The organism is Bacillus sp. AFS015802, from assembly GCF_002561455.1.
Taxonomy (GTDB): Bacteria; Bacillota; Bacilli; order Bacillales; family Bacillaceae_B; genus Rossellomorea.
In genome coordinates this window covers 288,941-311,392 of the sequence record NZ_NTUP01000066.1, presented here as the reverse complement: position 1 = coordinate 311,392, position 22,452 = coordinate 288,941, and the positions used below count along the sequence as shown (strand labels likewise).

Annotated in this window: 28 protein-coding genes; 3 read left to right on the top strand and 25 right to left on the bottom strand. The window is 46.1% G+C overall.

Translation table 11 applies throughout. The annotated features are described in order from the left end of the window. Window positions 1–89 precede the first annotated feature (89 nt). The 3 genes from CN378_RS19030 to CN378_RS19020 form a co-directional block, all read right to left on the bottom strand. A complete protein-coding gene (locus tag CN378_RS19030) occupies window positions 90–1,868 on the bottom strand; it encodes an ABC transporter ATP-binding protein (RefSeq protein ID WP_098354060.1) in 1,779 nt (592 codons plus the stop codon). Continuing rightward, complete coding sequence (locus CN378_RS19025) at window positions 1,865–3,604, bottom strand: ABC transporter ATP-binding protein (RefSeq protein WP_098354059.1); 1,740 nt, start codon at window positions 3,602–3,604, stop codon at window positions 1,865–1,867. Before CN378_RS19025 ends, CN378_RS19030 begins: the two co-directional genes overlap by 4 nt. A 199-nt stretch (window positions 3,605–3,803) precedes the next feature. Beyond that, a complete protein-coding gene (locus tag CN378_RS19020) occupies window positions 3,804–4,817 on the bottom strand; it encodes a C45 family autoproteolytic acyltransferase/hydrolase (protein WP_098354058.1) in 1,014 nt (337 codons plus the stop codon). A gap of 197 nt (window positions 4,818–5,014) precedes the next feature. Between CN378_RS19020 and CN378_RS23280 the strand changes: the two genes are divergently transcribed. Both CN378_RS23280 and CN378_RS19010 read left to right on the top strand, forming a co-directional pair. Next, the gene (locus CN378_RS23280; RefSeq protein WP_142323635.1) at window positions 5,015–5,239 is read left to right on the top strand and encodes a DUF2651 family protein; all 225 of its coding nucleotides are present in this window, start codon (window positions 5,015–5,017) and stop codon (window positions 5,237–5,239) included. Continuing rightward, window positions 5,236–5,595 (top strand): hypothetical protein, encoded by a 360-nt coding sequence (locus CN378_RS19010; protein ID WP_098354056.1) that lies wholly within the window; start codon window positions 5,236–5,238, stop codon window positions 5,593–5,595. The genes CN378_RS23280 and CN378_RS19010 overlap by 4 nt, the downstream gene beginning before the upstream one ends. Window positions 5,596–5,682: 87 nt before the next feature. Here CN378_RS19010 and CN378_RS19005 read toward each other — a convergent pair whose 3' ends face one another. The 18 genes from CN378_RS19005 to CN378_RS18920 all read right to left on the bottom strand — a co-directional run bounded on the left by CN378_RS19005 (window position 5,683) and on the right by CN378_RS18920 (window position 19,150). Beyond that, on the bottom strand, window positions 5,683–6,015 hold the full coding sequence (locus CN378_RS19005; protein WP_098354055.1) for an IDEAL domain-containing protein: 333 nt from the start codon (window positions 6,013–6,015) through the stop codon (window positions 5,683–5,685). A gap of 58 nt (window positions 6,016–6,073) precedes the next feature. Next, a complete protein-coding gene (locus CN378_RS19000; protein WP_098354054.1) occupies window positions 6,074–6,490 on the bottom strand; it encodes an RrF2 family transcriptional regulator in 417 nt (138 codons plus the stop codon). A gap of 73 nt (window positions 6,491–6,563) precedes the next feature. Then, the gene (gene spxA, locus CN378_RS18995; protein WP_098354053.1) at window positions 6,564–6,959 is read right to left on the bottom strand and encodes a transcriptional regulator SpxA; all 396 of its coding nucleotides are present in this window, start codon (window positions 6,957–6,959) and stop codon (window positions 6,564–6,566) included. Between the two features lie 447 nt (window positions 6,960–7,406). After that, on the bottom strand, window positions 7,407–8,186 hold the full coding sequence (locus tag CN378_RS18990) for an ABC transporter permease (RefSeq protein ID WP_179884986.1): 780 nt from the start codon (window positions 8,184–8,186) through the stop codon (window positions 7,407–7,409). Then, complete coding sequence (locus CN378_RS18985) at window positions 8,176–9,144, bottom strand: ATP-binding cassette domain-containing protein (protein ID WP_098354052.1); 969 nt, start codon at window positions 9,142–9,144, stop codon at window positions 8,176–8,178. The genes CN378_RS18990 and CN378_RS18985 overlap by 11 nt, the downstream gene beginning before the upstream one ends. Before the next feature lie 109 nt (window positions 9,145–9,253). Beyond that, the gene (locus tag CN378_RS18980) at window positions 9,254–10,108 is read right to left on the bottom strand and encodes an alpha/beta fold hydrolase (RefSeq protein WP_257141220.1); all 855 of its coding nucleotides are present in this window, start codon (window positions 10,106–10,108) and stop codon (window positions 9,254–9,256) included. Beyond that, window positions 10,108–10,392, bottom strand: a complete 285-nt coding sequence (locus tag CN378_RS18975) for a DUF3784 domain-containing protein (RefSeq protein WP_098354050.1) — start codon at window positions 10,390–10,392, stop codon at window positions 10,108–10,110. Before CN378_RS18975 ends, CN378_RS18980 begins: the two co-directional genes overlap by 1 nt. 148 nt (window positions 10,393–10,540) lie before the next feature. Further along, on the bottom strand, window positions 10,541–10,795 hold the full coding sequence (locus CN378_RS18970; RefSeq protein WP_098354049.1) for a hypothetical protein: 255 nt from the start codon (window positions 10,793–10,795) through the stop codon (window positions 10,541–10,543). Beyond that, on the bottom strand, window positions 10,792–11,619 hold the full coding sequence (locus tag CN378_RS18965) for a DUF817 domain-containing protein (protein WP_098354048.1): 828 nt from the start codon (window positions 11,617–11,619) through the stop codon (window positions 10,792–10,794). Before CN378_RS18965 ends, CN378_RS18970 begins: the two co-directional genes overlap by 4 nt. A 2-nt stretch (window positions 11,620–11,621) precedes the next feature. Further along, complete coding sequence (locus tag CN378_RS18960) at window positions 11,622–11,843, bottom strand: helix-turn-helix domain-containing protein (protein ID WP_098354047.1); 222 nt, start codon at window positions 11,841–11,843, stop codon at window positions 11,622–11,624. Between the two features lie 9 nt (window positions 11,844–11,852). Next, window positions 11,853–12,326 (bottom strand): DUF2975 domain-containing protein, encoded by a 474-nt coding sequence (locus CN378_RS18955; RefSeq protein ID WP_098354046.1) that lies wholly within the window; start codon window positions 12,324–12,326, stop codon window positions 11,853–11,855. A gap of 112 nt (window positions 12,327–12,438) precedes the next feature. Next, window positions 12,439–12,915 (bottom strand): GyrI-like domain-containing protein, encoded by a 477-nt coding sequence (locus CN378_RS18950; protein WP_098354290.1) that lies wholly within the window; start codon window positions 12,913–12,915, stop codon window positions 12,439–12,441. A 202-nt stretch (window positions 12,916–13,117) separates the two neighbouring features. Beyond that, the gene (locus tag CN378_RS18945; protein WP_098354045.1) at window positions 13,118–14,311 is read right to left on the bottom strand and encodes an MFS transporter; all 1,194 of its coding nucleotides are present in this window, start codon (window positions 14,309–14,311) and stop codon (window positions 13,118–13,120) included. A 12-nt stretch (window positions 14,312–14,323) separates the two neighbouring features. Next, on the bottom strand, window positions 14,324–14,743 hold the full coding sequence (locus tag CN378_RS18940; protein ID WP_257141208.1) for a MarR family winged helix-turn-helix transcriptional regulator: 420 nt from the start codon (window positions 14,741–14,743) through the stop codon (window positions 14,324–14,326). Between the two features lie 259 nt (window positions 14,744–15,002). Beyond that, on the bottom strand, window positions 15,003–15,836 hold the full coding sequence (locus CN378_RS18935) for a glycerophosphodiester phosphodiesterase (protein WP_098354043.1): 834 nt from the start codon (window positions 15,834–15,836) through the stop codon (window positions 15,003–15,005). Window positions 15,837–16,235: 399 nt separating this feature from the next. Next, window positions 16,236–16,766, bottom strand: a complete 531-nt coding sequence (locus tag CN378_RS18930; protein WP_098354042.1) for a GNAT family N-acetyltransferase — start codon at window positions 16,764–16,766, stop codon at window positions 16,236–16,238. Next, window positions 16,763–18,073, bottom strand: coding sequence for a histidine--tRNA ligase (locus CN378_RS18925; RefSeq protein ID WP_098354289.1), 1,311 nt, complete (start codon window positions 18,071–18,073; stop codon window positions 16,763–16,765). Before CN378_RS18925 ends, CN378_RS18930 begins: the two co-directional genes overlap by 4 nt. Before the next feature lie 252 nt (window positions 18,074–18,325). Further along, complete coding sequence (locus tag CN378_RS18920; RefSeq protein ID WP_098354288.1) at window positions 18,326–19,150, bottom strand: LysR family transcriptional regulator; 825 nt, start codon at window positions 19,148–19,150, stop codon at window positions 18,326–18,328. A 119-nt stretch (window positions 19,151–19,269) separates the two neighbouring features. Here CN378_RS18920 and CN378_RS18915 point away from each other — a divergent pair, with 119 nt between their 5' ends. Continuing rightward, a complete protein-coding gene (locus CN378_RS18915) occupies window positions 19,270–20,010 on the top strand; it encodes an SDR family NAD(P)-dependent oxidoreductase (RefSeq protein WP_098354041.1) in 741 nt (246 codons plus the stop codon). Window positions 20,011–20,023: 13 nt separating this feature from the next. Here the strand turns inward: CN378_RS18915 and CN378_RS18910 are convergent, their stop codons facing one another. Genes CN378_RS18910 through CN378_RS18895 form a run of 4 tightly spaced genes read right to left on the bottom strand, consistent with a single transcriptional unit; the run spans window position 20,024 to window position 22,427 of the window. After that, window positions 20,024–20,578 (bottom strand): class I SAM-dependent methyltransferase, encoded by a 555-nt coding sequence (locus CN378_RS18910; protein ID WP_098354040.1) that lies wholly within the window; start codon window positions 20,576–20,578, stop codon window positions 20,024–20,026. 10 nt (window positions 20,579–20,588) lie between these two features. Further along, window positions 20,589–21,494 (bottom strand): alpha/beta fold hydrolase, encoded by a 906-nt coding sequence (locus CN378_RS18905; RefSeq protein ID WP_098354039.1) that lies wholly within the window; start codon window positions 21,492–21,494, stop codon window positions 20,589–20,591. A gap of 20 nt (window positions 21,495–21,514) precedes the next feature. Beyond that, complete coding sequence (locus CN378_RS18900; RefSeq protein ID WP_098354287.1) at window positions 21,515–22,024, bottom strand: DUF1572 family protein; 510 nt, start codon at window positions 22,022–22,024, stop codon at window positions 21,515–21,517. After that, window positions 22,008–22,427 (bottom strand): DUF4181 domain-containing protein, encoded by a 420-nt coding sequence (locus CN378_RS18895; protein ID WP_179884985.1) that lies wholly within the window; start codon window positions 22,425–22,427, stop codon window positions 22,008–22,010. Before CN378_RS18895 ends, CN378_RS18900 begins: the two co-directional genes overlap by 17 nt. Window positions 22,428–22,452 lie beyond the last annotated feature (25 nt).

Sequence of the window (22,452 nt, the reverse complement as noted above, 5' to 3'; positions counted from 1 at the left end):
CCCCAAAAGACCTACTGTCTAACCCTTCTTTTTGACTATTCGTCAATATAAAAAATGCCTACTCCAATGAGCAGGCATCTATTCATTTCTTAAGACACATAATCAATCGTTGCTCCGCCGATCTCAGCTTCCCTGCCAAATAGTCGGGAATATACACCGGATTGATTTTGTAACAGATCACCATGCTTCCCTTGCTCGACAATCCGTCCATCCTCAAGCACGACAATTTGATCTGCAGATAAGACTGTTGATAAGCGATGAGAAACGATGATGATCGTTTGGTTCTTCCCTGCACGAAGCACGGCTTCATTGATCTTCGTTTCCGTAATGGGATCAAGGGCCGAGCTCGCTTCATCCAGGATCAAAATCGGGGCATCCTTTAAGAGCGCCCTAGCCAGGGACAGACGCTGCTTCTGTCCTCCCGAAAGCAGGCTTCCCCTTTCACCTACGGAAGTATTGAGTCCTTCTGGTAACGTGTCGATGAGTTCACCGAGTCCACTGTCCGCTAATGCTTTCAGAAGTTCTTCATCCGTGGCATCCCGCTTTCCGATCCTCAGGTTATCTGCCAATGTTCCGCTTCGGAGCATGACGTCCTGGGTCACAATCGCCATTTGGGAACGAAGCCACGCCGTATCCCACTCACGGATATCCCGGCCATCCACTTCAATCCGTCCGACTCCTGTATCGTAAAGCTTGAATAACAGATCGACAATCGTGGATTTCCCGGATCCACTCGGTCCGACCAGTGCCCACTTCTCACCGGCACCAACTGTAAAGGACACGCCTTTTAACACATTTTCATCCTTCCCCGGATAAGCGAACGCTACATCCTGGAGTCGAATGCTTCCACTTGCCCGTGCACCCTGCATGCCTTCCGACACCTCTGCCTCAGACACTTCTTCGGAAAGCAAAACTTCAGAGCGATCCAGGGCAGGTCCTGTTCTTCTCACGGACAGCCAGTTCCTGAGAAGGCGCTGCATTTCATTCGCTGCAATCGTCACAAGCCCTCCTGCCGTCAACATCTGTCCACTGGTCAAACCTTGATTCCAGATTAATAATGTACTGATTAAATAGACTAGTCCTAGGGCAAATCCGTTATAACTTGCAATGACGACGACCGATTGCATCCTCGCTTTCAGTTCTTTGACCGAATGCTTCACGAAGCTGTCCCGGATGGAGATGACACTGTCCACCTCACTGTCCGACACCCCCATGACCCGTGACAGATGAATGCCTGTCACCGATTCTCTCAACCTTTCAAGATATCTCGATGCTTCTTGACGGGCATCCGCTGAAGCCAACCGGGTCCTTGCCCCTACCATATTAGAGGTCCAATAGAAGATTACACCGAGGACGACGCTAGTAATCATCAGATAAGGATGAATCCATAACAGCACCAAACTGTAGATGAATACGCCCTGCACGCTTGCCATGAAGGTCGACCCTTCCCAGGCAAGGAAATTATGAAGGGTATCCGGATCATCCGACACCCTCGCAAGCATTTCCCCTGTGGAATTGTGGTGATAAAACGAATATGGAACAACCTGCAAATGACGGAACAGACGCAGCTTCTGCCAGTTCGTCACGGTCTTCGCGGTCTGATGACAGAAGTATTCGTCGATGACCATCATCACCAGATCAAGCACCGCTGATAAAATCAGGAGCCACATCAATCCCCATAGCCAATTGTAGTTTTCGTTAGGAATGATCGTATCCACGAGCCAGCTGAGGGCGAGTGTCGGGATCAGCGCTGAGAACACCTGACTGATCGCAATGACGATGGAGTCTGCGATGACCCATTTTTTATACGGACGAAGAAAGCTCAGGACCCTTCTTCCGTCACGATTCTTACTTGTCGGGGCCGTCATCCGATCATCTCCTTTTCAAGCTCGCTGTATTGAGCTCTGTATAATTCATAATACTTGCCATGCAAGAGAAGCAGCTCTTCATGGGTCCCTTTTTCAGCCACAACCCCTCCATCAAGGAGAATGATCACATCGGCATTTCTCACCGTTACGAGACGGTGGGCGATGGTGATGGTTGTTCGGCCGGGGATCAGCTTTTCTAAAGAAGCCTGCACCCGTTCTTCTGTTTCCCCGTCCAGGGAGGAAGTCGCTTCATCGAAGATCAATACAGGCGGCTGTCTCAGGATCGCACGGGCAAGGGCGACGCGTTGCCGCTGACCGCCCGAGAGCTTCAAGCCCCGCTCCCCGACGATCGTTTCGTATCCCTCGTCCAGGGAATCGATCAGCTCTTTCAATCCTGCTGCCTCAACAGCTTGATTTAGTTCCTCTGTTGTCGCATCAGGTTTTCCGTACAGCAGATTCTGACGCAGCGTGCTATTTAACAGGAACGTTTCCTGGGAGACGACCCCCACCTGCTGACGGAAGCTGTTCCGGTTGTATTCAAATAGATTCTTATCATCAATCAAAACAGAGCCTTGCTGTGGTTCATACAACCCGAGTAAAAGCTGGACAAGGGTACTCTTCCCTCCTCCGCTCGTCCCGACGATCCCGATGTGATTACCCTGATCCAGGGATAAGGAAACTCCTTTCAGAACCTGCTTATCACTTCCGGGATAGGAAAACCATAGATTCTCTAAGTCTATTTTCCCTTTTACCCCACCAAATGAAGGAAGCTCCTCCTCATGTTCTTCAGGCAGATCGAAGTATTCATAGATCCGCTGAAGGGCTGGAATCGCCTGCTGAATCGTCAGGGCATGTTCTGCCATGGACCTCACCGGCAAAAACATGATGGGAATGAAGCTCAGGCAGGCAACAAGGGTACCAACTGTGATGGTTCCGTCCCAGATTGCCCATCCACCGACTAGCATCACCACACCCGGTGCTGCGATATTAAAGAGATTCCCGAGGCGCCAGTTCACCTTTCCGATCAGCGCTGCCCGGATCGAGAATTGCTTCCAATCACTCAGCTTCTTCTCCTGAGTGCCAACTTCTATATCCTGTGTCTGATAAGTCCTCACCAATCGGACACTTTCAATGCTTTCCTGCAGGTGCTGATACATATCCGCACTCATCTCCCGCTGGACTGCGCTCATTTTCCTCATTTTTTTACCCAAGGTGAAGGAAGGGATGATATAAATGGCAAACACCGCGAACATCACGATGGCAGCCGGCCAGAATAGAACAAACACCGTCGAAAAAGCCGCAATCGCTCCCACGACCTGCTGCAGGATACGGGGCACGACCGTATTATTCAAGTTCTGGATCGACTCCACATCATGGGTCAGACGGAAGAGCATATCCCCCCTCGGTGTCTTCGAGAAGAACGACATCGGTGTCCGGTGAAGCTTCCGGAACGCCCGGATTTGCATATCTGTAATGACATCAAGACCGATCTTCACCTGTACATATTCCTGCATCGTTTCAAACAGGGATTTTCCGAGGTATGCACCGAGAATCCCGGCTACGACCCACACTAAGAAATTCAAATCCCTTCCGACAATGACGTCATCGACCAACCGCTTTACGAGAATGGAAGGGACGATGGTAAATAGACCGCCTATCACCGAAAACACAAGTGCCACCAAGAGCTTTTTCCAATAGGGTTTAAAATGGTTTAAAGTTGTTTTTAATAAGTTCATGTTGAACCCCCTCACAAAATTCTATTTTATACCAACAGATGAAAATTTTCACTATAATTTGAATTGATGAAATAGTCGTTATAATGACAGTATATCCACCCTCTCCGTTCACAGCTTCCGCCATTTGGATAGAAGGATTCTACGACTTTTGAATGAAAAAAAAGATGATCCCGTTTGATTTGGGATCATCTTTTCTGATTCATTTTATAAAACCACTGAGTGTCTCCTCGTGGATGTCCTTTCCATTCACCCAGTCCTTAAAGTTCACATCAAGAACGTCCCCGCCACCTGCAATGGCTGTAAGGATTCTGGAATCCTGATAGGAATAAGAGAAGGTGTGAAGCGTTCCGAAAAAGTGTTCATAATCAGTAAAGAACATAGGCGATTCCTCACTCTTAAAATGGTGGAACATTTGATCATGGGACCAATTCTTCTCCTTCAAGCTCAACAGATGCTTATTCCTCTGGAGAGAGCCTTCGATGGATGGACGATTCTTGCTCCCCATTTGATCTTCCTGAAAGTGATTTACACAAGGGAGGAAGTATTCACCGTACCGGACCGTCACCAGATCTGGACTCGCCTCCACTACGGCCATCTGTCCATCACGATCTCCCAGGGAAAAATTATAACAGGCACAGTGAGGGATTTCCTTCAGCATGGAAGCTGCTTCTTGAGCGGTAGCGCACGTATCCAGAACCATCCGGATGGCCGCCCAAGGTGAGACTCCTATTCTGTACCCCTCGTGGCTGACGAAGTGTAATCCTATCGCCAGACCCTTCTCATTTACTCCATCATGCCTCCCCAGGACTTGAAGATTGTAACCGGCGGACGCAAATGCGGTATCCGATTGAACGCAGCTAAAGATCCCATCATAAAAATCAGGGGAAAAATCATAATTTCTTACATAGTAGTCGCTTGTTAGAAGCGTTGAGCATCCCATTGCCTCTGTCTTAGGCACATCATAACCACTTAACAAAGCAGCAGCTCTTCTGGATGAAATCCCTAATTCTTCAGCAAGGCCCTCCAGCTCTTCAATCAAGTGCGGAGCAAAGGAGGTATAGATCGATTTCATGCCTGGATAGTCGATGTCATGCTTCGTGATGGTATTCAGGACGTTTAGAATAGCGGTGTCTTTAAGCAGTTCCCCAGTTTGTAACCCGATTTGAAAGGAACTCCCCCTTATTTGAAGGATCCTTACATTAAATTCAGACATATGAAAACCTCCCAGGATTCCATCATAGCCTTCCTAATAGTAAAGTACCTGTCATTTTATGCTTGGTTTAAACAGATCCATGGGTTGTTAGTCAGGGCATCTATGCTAAAATGGTCCAAAAGAAAAAATTGATAAAAATATTCTTTTTGTGTAAAATTACACTAAAAGGTTGGTGACTCTCTTTGGATATTGTGTTCATGATTTTAATTGGATTTCCGGTCCTTTCGCTGCTCGTTGGCATCTTAGGTTATTACCTTCTTAAAAACATCTTCGTGCCACCATTAATCGTCTTTCTAGCGACGCTTTTTGCCACGTTTACTGTATTCAATGATTCGTTTCTGATATGGGTTTTTGTATACACCTTTTTGGTATTTCTTTCGTCCTCAGCCGTGAAAATCTTTCAAGAAAGAAAGGGAACATGATGAAGAATCTGCTTCGAGGATTGTTGTTCAGTTTATTCTCATTATCTGCTTTTATGGCCGCTCGGATGGTGGCTGGATTATGGCCATCGTTTGCCTGCTCACTCTTTATCACCACTGCTGTTTTTCTGTTCAGTGGATTCAAGGGGAAATGGAGCGGAGTAGAGATTATGTTGGTGTCCTTCAGTACAGGAGTGTTCTATTTAGCATTTGCCTGTTTTGGGATTTATTCATTCCCGCCCGAACCAATTCGAGATCTGGGTGATCTCATTATGCCTTACCTGCATGCAGGTGTATTTGCAGTCTGTACCGTGGTTGTGATGGGGGCAGCGGGGATGGTTTTCTTCAGGCTGAGATAGCCAGTCCCGGCACGGATCATGCCACCTTGTATTTTTTCATAAAAAAAAGCTGAAGAAAACCACTTCTTCAGCTTTCATGCAAGATATTCACTTAACACCCTCGGCAAGTTCCCGCATAGCATTCAATTTAGCTGTCAGCTCCAGGAACCACTCTTGATCCCCTGTTTCAAGGGCCAGGTCGATCAGGAATTGAATTTGTTCTTTATTTTTCACGTGTGTATCCGGGATTTTATTGACCTGTCTATTTAATAGGGGAAGACTTCTTCCTTCAATAGTCTTGTTATCACTGGTTACGATTTTCGCTTTCACGGCGCTACCCTGGTTGTCAAGGTTCTCGACATAGCCGATGATCAGTTCACCTGTAAGCAATGTTCCTTTGATCCAGTCTCCTACTTTCAGGATTGCTTGTTCGTTTGACATATCTTTTCACCCTTTCAACTGTAATATAATTTGTTACATTTATATGTCCAGAAAGCTTTTACGCTTTCTCCTGATTGATCATCTCGATGATATCTTTGATGGTGTAGTCCTTAAGGTAATCCCCAAGCTTTTCTTCAGCCCCAAGGAAAATCTGAAATAAGACATTTTTCATGTTTGCACCAACGAGGCATTTTTCATTGGAAGCCGTGCATTTTGGCTGCAGAGCACCTTCTGACGTGATTTTATAAATATCCCACAGATTGATGTCACTGAGTTCCCTGGCAAAGATGAATCCGCCTCCTGTGCCTTCTTTGGATGCGATGAATCCCTGCTTTTTCAAGAGACTGAGGACTTTGCGAATCCGAACGGGATGGACTCCTGCACTTTCCGAAATCGCGTCGCTTGTCGACATGCGGTCCGTCTGCAAGGCCAGGTACGTCAAACTGTGGATGGCTAATGTAAAGTCGCTATTCATGGCCTGCCTCCTTCACGGATATTACTGTAATGGTAACTTTTACAGTTTAGACTGTCAAGAATCCGGTTTATGATCAGTTGGCCAATTTTTGCAGCTCATTGTATTCGAAATTACGGATTTTTCTTGGTAGAAAACTGCGAATTTCTTCATCATTATAGCCAATCTGCAGTCTTTTCTCATCCAGCATGATCGGTCTTTTTAAAATCAGAGGATTTTCTTTAATCAATGTATATAAATCTTGGAGCGGCAACGAATCAATGTCGACCTTTAACTCCTGGTACGCCTTTGATTGTTTGGAAATGATGTCCTCTGTCCCATTTTCCGTCAGGCGAAGGATCGATTTGATTTCATCAGGTGTCAACGGTTCTGTCAGCATGTTACGCTCCACATATTGAATTGAATGTTCCTCAAGCCACGCTCTCGCTTTGCGGCAGGACGTACAGCTTGGTGTCAGAAATAGATTGACCATGTGTTTACACACTCCTTGTTAAATGTAATAAAAAAAGTAACAGTTGCAATAAAAATATTTACCCTTTTTTCGGGTTCACTGTAATAATAATATTTACAGTTAGAGATGTCAACCCTTTTTTGAATACTCTTTTGATCGCTCTGTTATTATCACTTACCCGCTAAGCTGACTTTATAAACTTGAAAACGTACTTGTAGTTTTTTCTACAACAAGCGATAACCATCAACTAGCGCTCATAAACTCAGAAGCTGGCTTACACCTTTCCTTAATCGCTTCATATGGTGGAAAACCCGTATCAATATTTGTAGATTCATATATATTCTTAATGACGCCACTCACATACATTTCCGAGGGAAAAATACTTCCTCCATGTTTACTAGCGTGCAAAAAGAGGTTGGATAGAAAGAAGAATTCTTCCCCAATTAGAGAAGAATCCTTCTTACCAATCTATTTCCGTGAAACCGCACCCTTGGCAGAAACGGCAGCGAACGTAATGGTGATGGCACAGACAATCACAATCGCAATCACGCCCTGCATCAGATCCCAGAACACCCACCCGTCGATAAGGGCAGTACGCATACTTTCAAATACATAGGTGGTCGGATTGATCGTGGCGGCGATTTTCAACCACTGGGCTTCGATCAATTCATAGGGAACAAATGTCGTACTCAAAAAAATCAGCGGGAAGAAGATAAATGTACCCGCCTGGGCGGCCTGGGCGTTTCTCGTCCTGAGGGCGATCCCGACGGAATAACCGGCAAACGCAAGTCCCCAGCCGATGGCAATCAACAGGACAAATAATACGCCGGCAAAACCTGTCTTAACGTCAAGGCCAAGTAAAAACGCCATTCCGATGATGAGGAGCGTCTGGACCAAAAGCTGCAGCATGCCTGCGATGATCGGGCCAAGGACGATGGCCATGCGCGATGCCGGAGTGAGAAGAAGTCTCGAGAAAAACCCGGTCTCAATATCTTTCACAATACTTTGCCCTGCTCCCCCTGCTCCACCGATGGCAGCAGAGACGATGGACACGGGCAGGATAAACGCCAGATAATCGGCCCCTTCAAAGGTCGGCAATTGAGATATACCACTCAATCCTCCTTCGTATACGAGAAGGAAGAAAGCAGAAATGATCAAGTTAGGTATGAATGAAAACGGGTTTCGGAGAGTGGTCTTGATATTTCGGACCGTCATGAGCCACGTATCCTTAAATACATTATTCCCCACGGCTCTTCACCCCTTCCTTCGTCTCCGTCGTCAATTTCAGGAAGATATCATCCAGGGTAGGGGATGACAATTGAATATCCGTGATGCCGATATCTTCTGTATCGAGGATCCGGACCACCTCGAGAAGCTGTCTGGTCCCTTCTTCTACATATACCAGGATCTTATCCTGCTGAGCGAGGACGTCGACACCCTCCAATTGCGTGCGGATCAGTTCCACACTGTGATCGATCTCGGCACGATTTTTCAATGTGAGGGTGATGAGATCCTGACCAATCTCTGCCTTCAATTCCTTCGGGGACCCCATGGCCACGATCTCGCCCTTATTGATGATGCCGATCCGGTCTGCCAGGGAGTCCGCTTCCTCCAGATATTGGGTCGTGAGAAAGATCGTCGTCCCCTTTTCTTTATTCAGCCTCCTGAGCTCTTTCCAGATCGCTGCCCGGCTGGATGGATCCAGTCCCGTCGTCGGTTCATCCAGAAAGAGAATATTCGGTTCGTTGACGAGGGTCAGGGCGAGATCCAGCCTTCTTCTCATCCCGCCGGAATACCCGCCGATCCTCCGTTCGGATGCTTCCGACAGATCCACGATCTCAAGGAGCTCCTCCGCGCGCCGCTTCCCTTCTTCCTTCCCGAAGCCGAATATATACGCCTGGAGCTCCACCATCTCACGTCCTGTCAGGTCAGGGTCAACCCCCGTTTCCTGAAGGGCGACGCCAATATGACGGCGGACATGTTCAGGCTCACTGATGACATCATACCCTGCGACTTCCACTTTCCCGGAAGAAGCATTAATCAGCGTTGTTAGTATCTGGACCGTCGTCGATTTCCCTGCTCCATTCGGTCCTAAAAAGGCGAAAAATTCGCCCTCTTCCACTTGGAACGATACACCTTTCACCGCCTGCACGTTTCCTTTTTTAAATGTTTTGGTGAGATTTTCCACCTGAATCTTTCCATTCATGAGCTTCCCTCCATTCTACCTATTTCTATTCGGGGAGGGGGTTGGTTTATCCTTTAATAAGATATGGTCGATGTGCTGAAAAAACTCAAAGAGACAGGTCCCCCCGGTTCTATACGTGAACCGGGGTGCCTGTCCCTTTGGCAGTCATGAACGCCCTGGTCAATGAAACCATCTTCCCGGGTTGTTCGAGAATGGTCCAGTGGCCGCTTTCTTCTACTTCAAGAAGAATTGCGTTTGGCAGATGGACCATGACATTTTCTTTTATGTAGGCAGGGGTTAAAACATCATGTGATCCCTGTGCAATTGCAATGGGGAGGGAACGAAGCTCTTTGAGAGACGGAAGCAGGTTATACTCTTGATCAAGTTCTCTTCCGATGTGCTTAAGGGCATCTTTGTTGTATAGAATCTCTTTTTTCCTCCTCAATGTATCGACGGAATACACATAAAAAGGATCCAGCAATTGTTCGAGCTTCTTTGAAGCATTGACACTGAAGAGAGATGAGAAAGAATACCATCCGAGAAGCATTTTTTTCTTAAATCCAAGCTTTCGAAAAAGATTTTCTTTGAAGGCACGGTAGTCTCGATAAGTTAAACCGATGGCGGCGGTTAGGATCAATTTATGGATACGGTCAGGATACGTTGCCGCATACGACAGGGCAAGGATACTCCCCCAAGACTCGCCGAACAGCGTCACCTTATCCAGGTTGAGTGCTTTCCTGATTTCTTCAAGATTACTGATTTCATCGTCAATTGAGTACGAGTGACCTGCAACCGTTTCAGACCTCCCACACCCCGTCTGGTCATAAAAAATGAGTTGAAAATCCTTCGACAGGGACTCCATATGCGGAAGAAAATAGTCAAGACTCCCACCCGGTCCGCCATGAAGGAAGATCATTGGCTCCCCATCCCCTTTTTGTTTGACGAAAAGATTCTTCCCATTGATCTTGAGCTCCTTCTCTTCCATCAATCCAACAGCCTCCTGTTTATGAATAGATACACGGCTGTAAGCAGGACCAGCATAGCAACTACAAGTACGGTCCCCTCATATGCATAATCGATGATGCTGTTGATGATGACCATCAGGCCCAGGGGAAGGAAGAAGAGCAGCCCGGTGATGGTTCCAAGCAGCGATTTATTCTTGATCATTTTTTCATTGAAGCCTGCCAGCAGCCATGTCTGTTTTTTCACACCGACTAAGTATGAAACCAGTAAAAGGGAGATACCGATGATCAATAAGCCGTAGTCCATTTAGATTCCTCCATTGTATTTAGGAATGTATTAAATACATGTACGTATCAACTTCACAAAGGTTCCATATATTCCTAAAAAATAAAAAAGACAGGTCAACTGGCTCTTTTGAATGGAGCACCTAGGGACCTGTCCCTGGAATACATCACTATGGCATGGAGCTGACAGCAAAATAAATTAACACGGTTGCCCCCATCAAAAACACCATCCACCCATTCGATATGGACAACAACCTTCTAACCATCATGACTTTATCGAGCTTTAGTTGAATGATGAATCCTAGCCCCACCAAGGCAATCCAAGCGGTGATTCCATAAAATGAAAACAAGTGTCCTGAGTTCATGATCCAGAGAATGAAGATAATAAAGTGAGTCAACATCATTGTGACAGCCAACTTCATCATACCGATTCCTCCTGACTTGAGTGGTGAGGTCCGGATGTAAGAAAATTTGCACCGTCTGAAATCGCTCCCTGCCCTTTCACCCGCTTCAATGTTGCTACGATCAGGAAGCTGACGATCACGAGTAGAAGCCAAGAACTGACCTTTCCAAGATGAACAAGGCTCCAGGCGTCCGTCTGATTCGGATATTCCCAGGCACCGAAGAACGTGGCAATGTTCTCGGCGACCCAGATGAAAAATCCGATAAGGACAAATGAAAGGGCGAGGGGCATGTGGTATCGGGTGCCGCCGATTACATAGACGACCCATGTTTTCCAAAAAATGATGAGGACAAGTCCCGACAGCCACCAGCGGATATCGATCCAGTAATGGTGAGTGAAAAAGTTCAAATAGATCGCTGCGGCGAGGAGAACGACAATCCAAAACGGCGGCCACTCTATCAGTTCCACCTCAAGCCTCCTCCACGCCTGGCACAGGTAGCTTGCTACACTTGCATACATGAATCCGCTGTATAATGGGACACCGAACAGTTTGGAATAACCTTCCCCAGGGTAGGACCACGAGCCCATATGCACCTTGAACAGTTCAAGTGCGAGTCCGATCAGGTGGAATAGGGTGATCACCTTCAGTTCATCACGGGTTTCGAGACCCGATTTCACCATCCCCCACTGCATCAGGAGGCAGATGAGAAGCAGCCAGTCGTATCTCGGCAGGTAAAGAAGCGGGATGATTTGTGTCAGTGCCAAAGAGGCAAAAATGACCACTGGAAATAAGCATGACAGTGCCTGCTCCCAGCCGAAACGAAGGAGCTGTTTGAGCGCTCTCATCTTCATTCCCCTGTATCTTCATCACGCTGATATTCCAACAGATCTCCGGGCTGACAATCGAGTGCATTACAAATCGCCTCTAATGTGGATAATCGGACGGCCTTTGCTTTCCCATTTTTCAGGATTGAAAGGTTCGCCATCGTGATTCCCACTTTTTCTGACAGCTCCGTCACACTCATTTTCCTTTTAGCTAACATTACGTCAATATTGATAATAATGGTCATATTCTCACCTCAGACCGTTAAATCATGTTCAGATTTGATTTCGATGGCATTGTTCAATAGCTTCTGCAGAACGGCGGCAAAAACGGCAATCACGGCTGAACCGAAGATGAAGATCATCCCGATCACAATCACACCGGGTGCGTCGTCAAACTCCGCCAGGGCATAAAAGAGCGGCATGCCCGCCACGTAGAAGGAACAGATCACAATGGCACATGTTTTGATCGTCTTCAAAGCTTTGACGGATGATTCTGAGAACGCGTTATGTTGATCAATGAACGTTAACAGTTTGTAAGCCTGAAACAATGCAGTGAAGAAAGGAATCGCCGACGCGTACATGACGGCCAGTATCCCGTAGACTACATAGGCTAAGCTCCAACCTGCTGCATTCATGGCCAGCATGGGCATACCGATGAAGCATAAAGCTGCAATCGGGGCCCCGATGAGAAAAAGGGCGATCTTCAAAAAGAGAGTTTCCCGTTTCATTCATAGCACCTCACTTGATAATATAGTTAGAATTTATCATGAAATTTATTGTTTTACAATAAATTTTTATTATTTTTAAAGATATGTTTATTGATTAATAAAAAACACCCCCTCACAAAAGGGGATGCTCTCCAACCGGAATCCAGATGTCCATTTCATATTCATTGCTATCTTCTTTTCCAAATAAATGCGCGTCCACCACTTCAATCTCGGGCATTCCTTTTTCAATGAGATATCCTCCCTGGTCAAAGACCTTCCACAACTTGTGGTAGGTTTCGGGGATGTTTCCGGAAGGCCCCGTATGCTTAAATACGACATATTTCTGTTTCGGGAAGGTGTGGACCGTCAACTCACTTCTCATTTTCCTGAAAGCTGCAGAATCCATCTCTATCCCACAGGTGTAATAGTAATCATCACTTCTTGGGGGAAGGCAGACCCCTATGATCTGATCGGCCTGATCTCTTGTGATGAATTCCTTCGCTTTCTCCCATAGCCCCGGTATGGGGTAGGAAACATCTCCGCCCCAGCTTCCCGGAGCACTATATCCGACCATAACAAAAGCTTCCTTCACCACTTCTTTAAACTCCATCCCTCTACCGCCTTTCATCTCCACTGCACTCTACTAATATAGTAAAAACTCCAGAAACCTTCCTGTTCGTTCTTGCTCATGAAAGACAGGTGAGGGACGGACCTTCATGAGGCAGGAACTATTCGAAGAAATCTTCCCTTAGAAGGTCCGTCCCTCCAAAAAAGGAGTCCGGCCATTGTGGCCGGACTCCTTGAAGGGAAATCTATTCATGGGCGAGTACGGTGCGGGATTGTTTTCGTTCCTGGAAATAATAGAGTACGAGTGTTGCCGCAACCAGGATGCCCATGATCATGTATAGGGAACGGTAGCCTGTCAAGGGAATTAAGAAGCCAAGAGCATACGGTCCGAATCCGAGGCCGGCATCCAGGGAAATATAGTAGGTGGATGTGGCGAGACCTACTCGCTCCGGCGGCACGGCCTTCACGGCGATTGCCTGTGTGACCGATTGCATGTTCCCGAACCCGAGACCGATCAGGACACCTGAAAGAAGCAGGATCATTGTGTTACTTGCTGCACTTAAAAGAAATAAACCAGCAGCGAACAAGACGAAAGCAGGCAGCATAACAGCCTTGGCACCTTTCGCATCCATTAGTCTCCCTGTAAACGGACGCGATACAAGGATCGCTACAGCATACACCACAAAAAATACACTCGCAGCTTCGACAAGGTCGATGTCGACGGCATAGAAGTTAATGAACGACAGGACGCTTGAATACGCAAGGGACACGAACAGAACGACGAGCGCAATCGGAAGCGCCTTCGGTTCTATGAAGCTCGCAATGGAGAGACGCTGTTTCTCGGTTTTCTCCCCTGCCGTTTTCTTAACGACCGGTATTCTCACAAACAAGGTGAAGACATAGCTGATGACCCCAAGGGCAAGACAGAAAGCAAAGATCGTCCGAAAGCTTGCATGCTGACTCAAGAAAAGACCGAAGAACGGACCAACCGCTGTTGCGAGGGTGATGCTCATGCTGTAATACCCGATCCCTTCTCCTTTTCGGCTCGCCGGGATAATCTCTGCTACGATCGTACCGGTAGCGGTACTGACCATGCCGAGTGCCACCCCGTGAAGAAAACGCGTGAGCAGCAAGAAGCTGATGCCGCCCTCCACGAAATAAAGGCATGATGTAGCGATAAACGCGATCATGCCGACAAACAGCATTTTCTTATTTCCGATGGCTGTGATCATCCTTCCGAGAAATAATCGTCCAATCAAGGTTCCGATAATGAAGATCCCCGTCACGAGACCCGCCTGACTCTCGGACGCCCCAAATTCATCCACGGCATAAACCGCCATGGTAACGAGCAATAAGTAAAAAATTAAATAGATAAAAAAATTGGCGATGGACATGAGGGTAAAGTCCTTGGTCCATAGCCTTGATTGTGTCTGACTCATCTGTAAAACTCCTTATCTGTTCATATTCTCCTTGATCCTATTCATCAGTTCGATCATCTCAAGCTGCTTCTCTTCACTGATTCCTTCCATAATGGACTGTTCAAAGCGATCGATGGTTTTACGGGCTTCCTCATAAACGTCAATGCCAGCCTGCGTAAGCTGCATTCGCTTTTCTCTTCGATCCTTACCTGGTATCCGCTCGATATAGCCCGCTTCCTCCAATTGATGAACCGTCCTCGTAATGGTCGGCTTCTCCACGCTTTGATACTGTGAGATCTCCACATTGGATGAAGGCCCATTATGGTAGAGGTTATAAAGAATCGTCCACTGGGCCCTGTGCAGACCGTGTTCATTCAGCTGGACGTTCAACTGATTTTCAAATGGCCTGTAAAGTCGGATCAACTCCTGAAAAAACTGCTGTGCCGGTTTCAATCGCTGCTTCCTCCTTTTTATATAGTTATTTCGGGTAATAGTTATCATTGGTAACTATAATAGTGTAGCAGATTTTTTATGGGATGTCGATATGTGGGATTGGGAGATAGATTGATGATATATTGGAGGTATTTTCCGAATCAAAAAACAATTTGGCATTTTGTAAAGAGTCAGCTTCATCTCAATGTGTCGTATTATCAAAAAGACTAATGTAAAGGATAAAAAAAGAAGCAGCATCAGCTACTCCTTTTCTATCAAACTATTCGTTTCTAGGGTCGATATAATCCGGATAATCCGTAATGATCGCGTCCACGTCCATGTCGAACAGGAAATTTGCCGCTTCGTGACTGCGCACTGTCCACGATCCGATCTGCATGTCCAGGGAGTGAACGTCCTTCACTACCTGTTCTGTCACGATCCCGTAGCTTGGATTGAACCATTCTGCATACGTGGAAATTTCTTTTAATGCTTCCGGTGTCGATTGCGACTGGCTCCAGGCTAAAACGCCGACTGGAACTTTAGGAAGCAGTTGATCCATTTTTTTCATCGAGTCAAAATTAAAGGATTGAAGGATGATTTTTTCATTTTGCGGTTTATCGAGTTGACGTTCCTTTAATGCCTCAGCCACTTGTTCTTCGATTCCTGGATAAAGTTCGGGAGATTTCAATTCGATCAGGATCCCCACTTTTCCATGATAGCGATCCAGGACTTGATCGAATGTCGGGATCTTTTCTCCTGCAAATTCTTCGCCTTTCCAGCTCCCTGCGTCAAGACTCTTCATTTGCTCCAGTGTCAGATCCCCCACTTTTCCAGATCCATCGGTTGTGCGGTCCACTGATGTATCATGGATGACGACCAATTCACCATCTTTGCTTCGCTGGACATCAATTTCAATATAATCCGCCTTCATATCGACCGCTAGATCATAGCTTGCGATCGTGTTTTCAGGTGCATAGGCTGCCGCCCCGCGGTGTGCAATATTCTCCACCTGCTTTTCCTCACCTGTTGTCGGCTCTTCAGCAAACGCCTGACTGAATGGGCTCAATAACAACGAAAACGCAATTCCTGTACCCACTAAAAATTTTTTATTCATGTCCTTCATCTCCTATCCCTAATATGTATTCGACTACATTTTAGGAGAGGGATGTTGAGTGGGTATGTAGTGAGCTGTTGGTTTTGGTGAAGGTTGTGTGAAGGAAAATCGATCTTTTTCCTTACTTATTTTTACAAATTAGAAAAGAGACAACCCCTATGTAGTCTATTGTGCTTACGGGGCAACGGATAGATTGATGAGCAAATCATCGAAGGGATATCGGTGATCAGGCTCTCTGCATCATACCGATATCCTTTCAATTCATTCCGGATTAGGATAATCGTGCGGGATGTAGATTTTTCATGCAGAAGACGAAATAATCATGCGGGAATGGCGATAATCGAGCATCACTGTCGAATATTCTTTATAAAGTAAAGACCGCTCACCATGTATAAGGGATCAGCCCTTCTTAATCGTTTCCCACTCCTCCTCCAACATACTCATCTCCCACAAGCTCCAATATTCATCCCCGTGTTTCCTGGCATCCCGCAGTAAGCCCTCCTTGGTGAATCCTGCCTTCTCGTAGCATCGTATGGCCGGAGCATTGAAGTCGAATACGCCGAGGCTTACACGGTGCAATCCTAGTTGTTCAAAGGCGATTTGCAGGATACTTCGAATCATTTGTTGACCCACTCCTTTGCCGCGTGTGTTTTGGTTTCCGACCAGCACCTTTCCAATTCGGGCCGACCGGTTATTCCGGTCGATTTTCCCCAGGGAGATATGGCCGATGACTGTATCAGAATCGAGTACTTTATAGATCAGGGTTTCTGCTCCCTCCTGATTGGCCTTCTCCGTGTACTTATCCAGCTGTGCCCCATCCAATGGGTAGTGAAACCCGGGCCCTCCCCATTGCAGGAGAAATTCGGGCGATTCAATCCAGGCGATCAGCTGCTTGTAATCTTTTTTTTCGAAGTATTTCAGTTGAATCATTTGTTTGTGCCCCCTTTCTCCGATTGCAGGTTCTCCATATCCCACAAGGTCTCCTCACCCGTCTCCATATTCTTTACCCTAATCTGTTTCTTCTTGATTTCTTCCTCCCCGATGATGATGACGTTGCGGACCTTTTCTTTGTTTGCTTTATCAAGGAGTTTACCCAGTTTCCGGTTGCTCATCTCCAGTTCCACAGTGTAGCCTTTTCGCCTTAAATCATTGGCTACTCGTAATGCCTCCTTCCTTGTCCCGAGGGGAATGACGTAATAGTCAACGGCAGACGTCAGGTTCACTTGCTCCTTTGAAGCGCTGATCGCTGCATAGATGACGTCCAGCCCGAATGAAATGCCGACCGTTGATACTGGTTCATTGGTTCCTAATAGACCACCGATGGCATGATCATACCGTCCACCGCTTCCGATGCTTGAGGTGATCGACCGGTCCGTTAAAAAAATTTCGTAGATGCTCCCTGTATAGATTTCCAGGCCTCTCGCTAAAAAGGGATTGAACACGCATTGCTCGCTGATATCCAGGTAATCCAGATAAGAAGTCAGTTCTTTTAATTCCTCCAGCCCCTGTCTGATTTGCCCGTTCTGATCGGCGTATGATTCGAAATAGCTTAATCGGCTATTGTCCTGGTCAGACAAGAATTGTTGAATCAACTGTTTGGTTGCGTCTGAAAGGTGGAGGTCCCCGAGTTCTGATAACACCGCTCCGGCACCGATTTTCTCGAGTTTGTCGAGGATGAGTACCGCTTGATTGACCTGATCCGTTTCCACACCGAAAATTTCAAGCATCCCCGCCAGGAGTTTCCGATTGTTAAACTGGATGGTGATGTTCAATCCGAGCTTTCCGAATGCATCCACGGCCATCATCATCAGCTCGGCCTCTGCCACCTGTGAATCGACCCCCACTATATCCACATCACATTGAGTGAATTCGCGGAACCGTCCTGCCTTGATAGGTCCGTCCCTGAACACTTTTCCGATTTCATAGCGCTTGAACGGCATGGGGATGGTCGGGTTCATGGCTGCCACTTTGGCGAAGGGAATCGTCAGGTCATATCTCAGGGCTAAATCCCTTTCTCCCCTGTCCGTTAAGGTGTACATCTCTTCCAGGATTTCATCCCCTCCCGCATATTTCGAGGCAAGCAGATCAGTGTAATTCAAGATCGGTGTTTCGAGGGGCTTGCAGCCGTATTGGATGAACACATCCTCCAAGGTCCTTCTGACTTCCCGTCTGATTCCTTCCGCTTCCGGTAAATAATCCTGTGTGCCTTTGACATTTTGGTAATCCATTTTCTTCATTTTCATCTTTCTTCTCCTCCTTTTTTCTTTTGGAAAACAAAAAGAACCGCACTTGATATAAGTGAAAAACTTAATCAAATGCGGTTCTATGGGAAATAACCTTCCTATGTGCGATTTTTAAAAATCGGATAGCAAGGTTACTTGATATGATGATGGAATTGTGTGAATGAGCGTTGCTTGTTGATGAAAGTCATGTGTATCCACCCCTTATTTCTAATTAAATTATCATATTGTTGTAAACTTTTCAATATTTTACTTTTCAAGAGAAGATAAAAAGAGAATGAATGCCACCAGGCTCTTCCGTTTCTGTTTCCTTTTCCTGATCAGAAAATCTATCCTGATTTTTTCAGGTAGTGGCTCAGAATGGAGACCATTCCGGTTTTTCATCACGCTTGACGGGAGTATACTCATACCCAATCCGTCTTCTACCGCCTGCAGGATCGATTCCAGGGAGTCAAGCTCCATGATCAACGGGTCTTTCCCCTCAAACAGGTGTAATGTTTTGTTCCGATAGATGCATGAAGGATCACTATTGACAAGTAATAGCGGTTCCTTACCAGGTGGCCGATTTCTTGATGAAAGAAGGACGATCTCCTCGAAATAGGAATGCACCGCTTCGAATTGATCATCGCGATATGGACCATGGAGGAATAAGCCATCAAGTTCACCGTAGTAAAGCATGTCCTGCAGCTTTTGCTTATCCTGTGTTTTCAATTTCAGGTCTATGGTGTGATGTGCTTGTAGAAATGCGGTGAACAGCTGTGGTATTTTAACGGCAGAAATAGTCTGAGATGCCCCGATCGTCAGGGATTCCCTCCATTTCGACGGGTTAATGAAAGTCTTCGCTTCCTCCATCAAGTGCAGGATTTGCTCAGTGTATTCTAATAATGAGGTACCTTCAGTGGTGAGGGTCACTCCCCGGTTGGTTCGCTTCAATAGCCGGACACCAAGCTCTTCTTCCAGCCCCTTGATCCGCTGACTGACATTTGGCTGTACGTATCCTAACTTTTCAGCAGCGGCCGATATGGACCCGAGATCCGCCACAGCTTTGAAGATCCTCAGATCATGACTTTCCAATACCCTCACTCCCGTCCTGGATATCATTTAAAATGATATCACCTTCATTATTCTGTATTATACTCTTCTCCGCTTTATAAGCATAATAGATTTATAAGAAATGGAGAGGATGAGAAAAAATGGAACTGAAGGATAAAGTCATGATCATTACGGGCGGCGGTACGGGAATCGGAAGGGCAACCGCACTGAAATTAGCCGCGGCCGGTGCGAAAGTGGTGGTCAATTACAGCCGGTCGGAAACTGAAGCAACAGATGTCGTTCGCTCCATCCAACAGCTGGGAGGGACAGCCGCTGCGATTCAGGCAAATGTAGGGATCGAAGCAGAAGTGGAAAATCTGGTGACAGAAACACTTGGCACCTTCGGAAAGGTGGATGGTTTGGTCAACAACGCGAGCATCACGGCCCACATTTCCATGGATGACCTGGACTCAGTATCAAGTGATGTGTGGGATACCCTTTTCAACGTCAATGTCAAAGGGATGTTTCACTGTATTAAAGCGGTTGCCCCCCATATGAAGAAACAATCATCAGGAGTGATCGTCAATATGGGAAGTGTGGCGGGTGTAACCGGCATCGGCTCATCCATCCCCTATGCCGCAACAAAATCGGCCATCCACACGATGACCCGTTCACTGGCCATTGCCCTCGCCCCACACATACGTGTCAATTGCATCTCCCCTGGTGCCGTTGATACAAGATGGTGGGAAGGAAATCATGACATGATGCATCAACTCGCCGGGACATTACCGCTTATGAGAATCTCCACACCCGACGACATTGCCGATGCCATCCTTTTCCAGCTCACACAAGATTCGCTCACTGGACAAGTGATGATTGTCGATAATGGGCAGACATTATAAAAAAAACATGGGGTCAGTTTTTACAGGCATCAAGGATGAGTGAAGGAGCAGCTAGCTTTTCACCCTGATTTCGCGGGTCATACTTCTTAGAACGAAAAATGACCCCGTCAGTGCCTTCCCATCCATTTTCATGAAACTGTCCCTTCTCATCAAAATACTCAAGCAATTTCACTTCAAACCCGGCCGCTTCAAATACTTCTGATAACAAGCTGTAGTTGTAGACGATTTTATGACTGGCAGCAGGATGATCTTCCGGCCCGGGTCCTCCTACTTGGACCACCTTTTGATAAGTTTCATCAGGAAAATACCCATCCGGCACAGCACAGCGGATGTACCCGGACGGCTTAAGGTACTTCATACATATCTTTGCTGCCTGCAGTCCTTCTTCATATGTAAGGTGTTCCCATACATGCTCAGCTAAAATAGCGGAAATCGAGCTTCCTTTGAACATGCTTTCCCACGTCGTTTCATCCAGTAAGTCCAGCTCATCTTCCTGTGTATGCAGCCAACCGGGATTATTATGATATTCTCCTGCTCCGATTACTACCTTAAGTTCCGTTTGATTCATTATTAATACCTCACTTTTTTTGGCTATGCCTCTTATCCAAAAACATTTTGATTTCCTTCACAAACCTCTCTGTTTCTTCCAGGTCAGGAAAATGGGCACTCTCCTCAAAAAGGACCAGCCTGCTATATGGCAGGTTTGTATGAATCAATTTCGAGATGGGAACGCCCGTATTTCGATCGAAGACTCCTGTCAGAATGAGTGTCTTGTGCTGGATCTCCTTGAGACGGTCCAGAAGGGGGACCTTTACTGGACTGTTCATTAGGGCACGGCTCATCAGCCCTGAGTTAACGAGATGGCTTTCCTCCCACAACCCGCGATTTTTCCTGGCAATCTCCTGATCTTCAAATAATAAAAGGTCCACCAGTTCGGGGCTCACCATTTCCCAAACCCCGTTATAAATTGCTTCGAGAGTTGCTCCTGTTTGAATATCCTCTGTTAATCGATTGAATAGATCGGATTCGCCGATAGACATAAATCCGGTTACTTGGACCATTTTTTGAATAACGGTTTGTAGAAGACTTGGGGCTGACAGGATGAGTTGATGAATCTCTTCAGGAAAGTAATTGGTGATTTCAAGAGCCAGTTCTCCTCCAAATGAGTATCCGAGAAGGTCGACCTTTTCAGCACTTAACCATTTCTTCAATTCCTTGAAGTCCTTTATCAATAAGTCAATCGAATAATCATCATCTGATTCCGGCCTATCTGAACGGCCACACCCTCGCTGCTCATAGTAAATAATCGTCCTGCTTTTCGCCAATAATGGACCTGCCGTTCTTTCAAACACATAATGATTTCCACCTGGTCCCCCGTGGATAAGGATAAGGGGAATGGTTTGGTTTTCAGCTCCTTCAATTTTCACCCAGTGATTGATTCCATTAAGATGTACTGTGAATTCTCCGTCCTTGAGATTGGCCATAGTGGTGTCTCCTTATTTTCTTAAATTGAAGTGGATGTATATTCGTCTTTCAAACATAGCTTAGCGATGTACAATATTTGTCCCATATGTTCAGAAAAGTGGGCAGCACATTGATGTAGAACTTCCAGATTGGTACGTTCTCTTCCTCTGACTAATTGAGTTTCGAGGAGAGATTCCTCAGACATTTCATTTATGGTTTCGATTACGAATTGAAATTGATCAATAACCATTTTTTCTAAATCTACTTTAGGAATATACAGAGGCTTGAACTCATCTTCACGATTCCTGATAAATGTTCCTTTACATATTCCCTTGTAAATTCTTTCTTTGATATTTCCATCAATGTGTCGAATAAGTGTCGCTACACTATGCCCGGTGTTTCCAGGTCTCCAATTCACTTGTTCATCCGTCAATTGAGCGATTGCTTTTAACATTCTATTTTCTAATTCATCAAATTTGTTGATTAACCAATCAATCTGAATAAGACTCTCCCCCTCTCTTGCACTATATTGCTTAAAACAGCCAAACATCTGTCGTGAAAGTAGCAATTAACAAAACAGTATAAAATCCCGCCTCCATTAGTGTATAGGTGTGCTCCCTTTTATCGTGCGTCCATTTCCTCTCCATATAAGACTTCCATAATAGCCTCCCAATGAAAAAGAAACCGATGATCAAATACGGTCGCAAATACCTGCTTTCGTAGTCAGTGCTTACCACCACAATGAACCCGGATATCATTGCCAGCACAGTCAAATATCCTAATCGTTTATCTCCTTTTTCGTGCTGATCATTAATCATCTCGTGAGAAAAATACTTCCTCTTCTGTATACCCAGCCACCTGCTGGTTACATGATGAAACAAGGAGACGAAAACGGCATAAATGCCTATAATGAATAGGATTTTCAGAAAAAAGGTTGTCATAAACCCCAACATTCTCATCTCCTTTCTTTATAATAGA

Coding starts and splice junctions, on each gene's coding strand:
- CN378_RS18960 (WP_098354047.1), bottom strand. CDS start 11,843: ATGACCATTATTATCAATATTGACGTAATGTTAGCTAAAAGGAAAATG.
- CN378_RS18930 (WP_098354042.1), bottom strand. CDS start 16,766: ATGATTCAACTGAAATACTTCGAAAAAAAAGATTACAAGCAGCTGATC.
- CN378_RS18905 (WP_098354039.1), bottom strand. CDS start 21,494: ATGGCCAATCTCAAGGACGGAGAATTCACAGTACATCTTAATGGAATC.
- CN378_RS19010 (WP_098354056.1), top strand. CDS start 5,236: ATGATGAAGAATCTGCTTCGAGGATTGTTGTTCAGTTTATTCTCATTA.
- CN378_RS19005 (WP_098354055.1), bottom strand. CDS start 6,015: ATGTCAAACGAACAAGCAATCCTGAAAGTAGGAGACTGGATCAAAGGA.
- CN378_RS19000 (WP_098354054.1), bottom strand. CDS start 6,490: ATGAATAGCGACTTTACATTAGCCATCCACAGTTTGACGTACCTGGCC.
- CN378_RS18955 (WP_098354046.1), bottom strand. CDS start 12,326: ATGAAACGGGAAACTCTCTTTTTGAAGATCGCCCTTTTTCTCATCGGG.
- CN378_RS19025 (WP_098354059.1), bottom strand. CDS start 3,604: ATGAACTTATTAAAAACAACTTTAAACCATTTTAAACCCTATTGGAAA.
- CN378_RS18985 (WP_098354052.1), bottom strand. CDS start 9,144: ATGAATGGAAAGATTCAGGTGGAAAATCTCACCAAAACATTTAAAAAA.
- CN378_RS19020 (WP_098354058.1), bottom strand. CDS start 4,817: ATGTCTGAATTTAATGTAAGGATCCTTCAAATAAGGGGGAGTTCCTTT.
- CN378_RS18975 (WP_098354050.1), bottom strand. CDS start 10,392: ATGGACTACGGCTTATTGATCATCGGTATCTCCCTTTTACTGGTTTCA.
- CN378_RS18965 (WP_098354048.1), bottom strand. CDS start 11,619: ATGAGAGCGCTCAAACAGCTCCTTCGTTTCGGCTGGGAGCAGGCACTG.
- CN378_RS18950 (WP_098354290.1), bottom strand. CDS start 12,915: ATGGAGTTTAAAGAAGTGGTGAAGGAAGCTTTTGTTATGGTCGGATAT.
- spxA (WP_098354053.1), bottom strand. CDS start 6,959: ATGGTCAATCTATTTCTGACACCAAGCTGTACGTCCTGCCGCAAAGCG.
- CN378_RS19030 (WP_098354060.1), bottom strand. CDS start 1,868: ATGACGGCCCCGACAAGTAAGAATCGTGACGGAAGAAGGGTCCTGAGC.
- CN378_RS18935 (WP_098354043.1), bottom strand. CDS start 15,836: ATGAATAAAAAATTTTTAGTGGGTACAGGAATTGCGTTTTCGTTGTTA.
- CN378_RS18915 (WP_098354041.1), top strand. CDS start 19,270: ATGGAACTGAAGGATAAAGTCATGATCATTACGGGCGGCGGTACGGGA.
- CN378_RS18910 (WP_098354040.1), bottom strand. CDS start 20,578: ATGAATCAAACGGAACTTAAGGTAGTAATCGGAGCAGGAGAATATCAT.
- CN378_RS18925 (WP_098354289.1), bottom strand. CDS start 18,073: ATGAAGAAAATGGATTACCAAAATGTCAAAGGCACACAGGATTATTTA.
- CN378_RS18980 (WP_257141220.1), bottom strand. CDS start 10,108: ATGGAAGAGAAGGAGCTCAAGATCAATGGGAAGAATCTTTTCGTCAAA.
- CN378_RS18895 (WP_179884985.1), bottom strand. CDS start 22,427: ATGTTGGGGTTTATGACAACCTTTTTTCTGAAAATCCTATTCATTATA.
- CN378_RS18970 (WP_098354049.1), bottom strand. CDS start 10,795: ATGATGAAGTTGGCTGTCACAATGATGTTGACTCACTTTATTATCTTC.
- CN378_RS18900 (WP_098354287.1), bottom strand. CDS start 22,024: ATGTTTGGCTGTTTTAAGCAATATAGTGCAAGAGAGGGGGAGAGTCTT.
- CN378_RS23280 (WP_142323635.1), top strand. CDS start 5,015: ATGATTTTAATTGGATTTCCGGTCCTTTCGCTGCTCGTTGGCATCTTA.
- CN378_RS18945 (WP_098354045.1), bottom strand. CDS start 14,311: ATGAGTCAGACACAATCAAGGCTATGGACCAAGGACTTTACCCTCATG.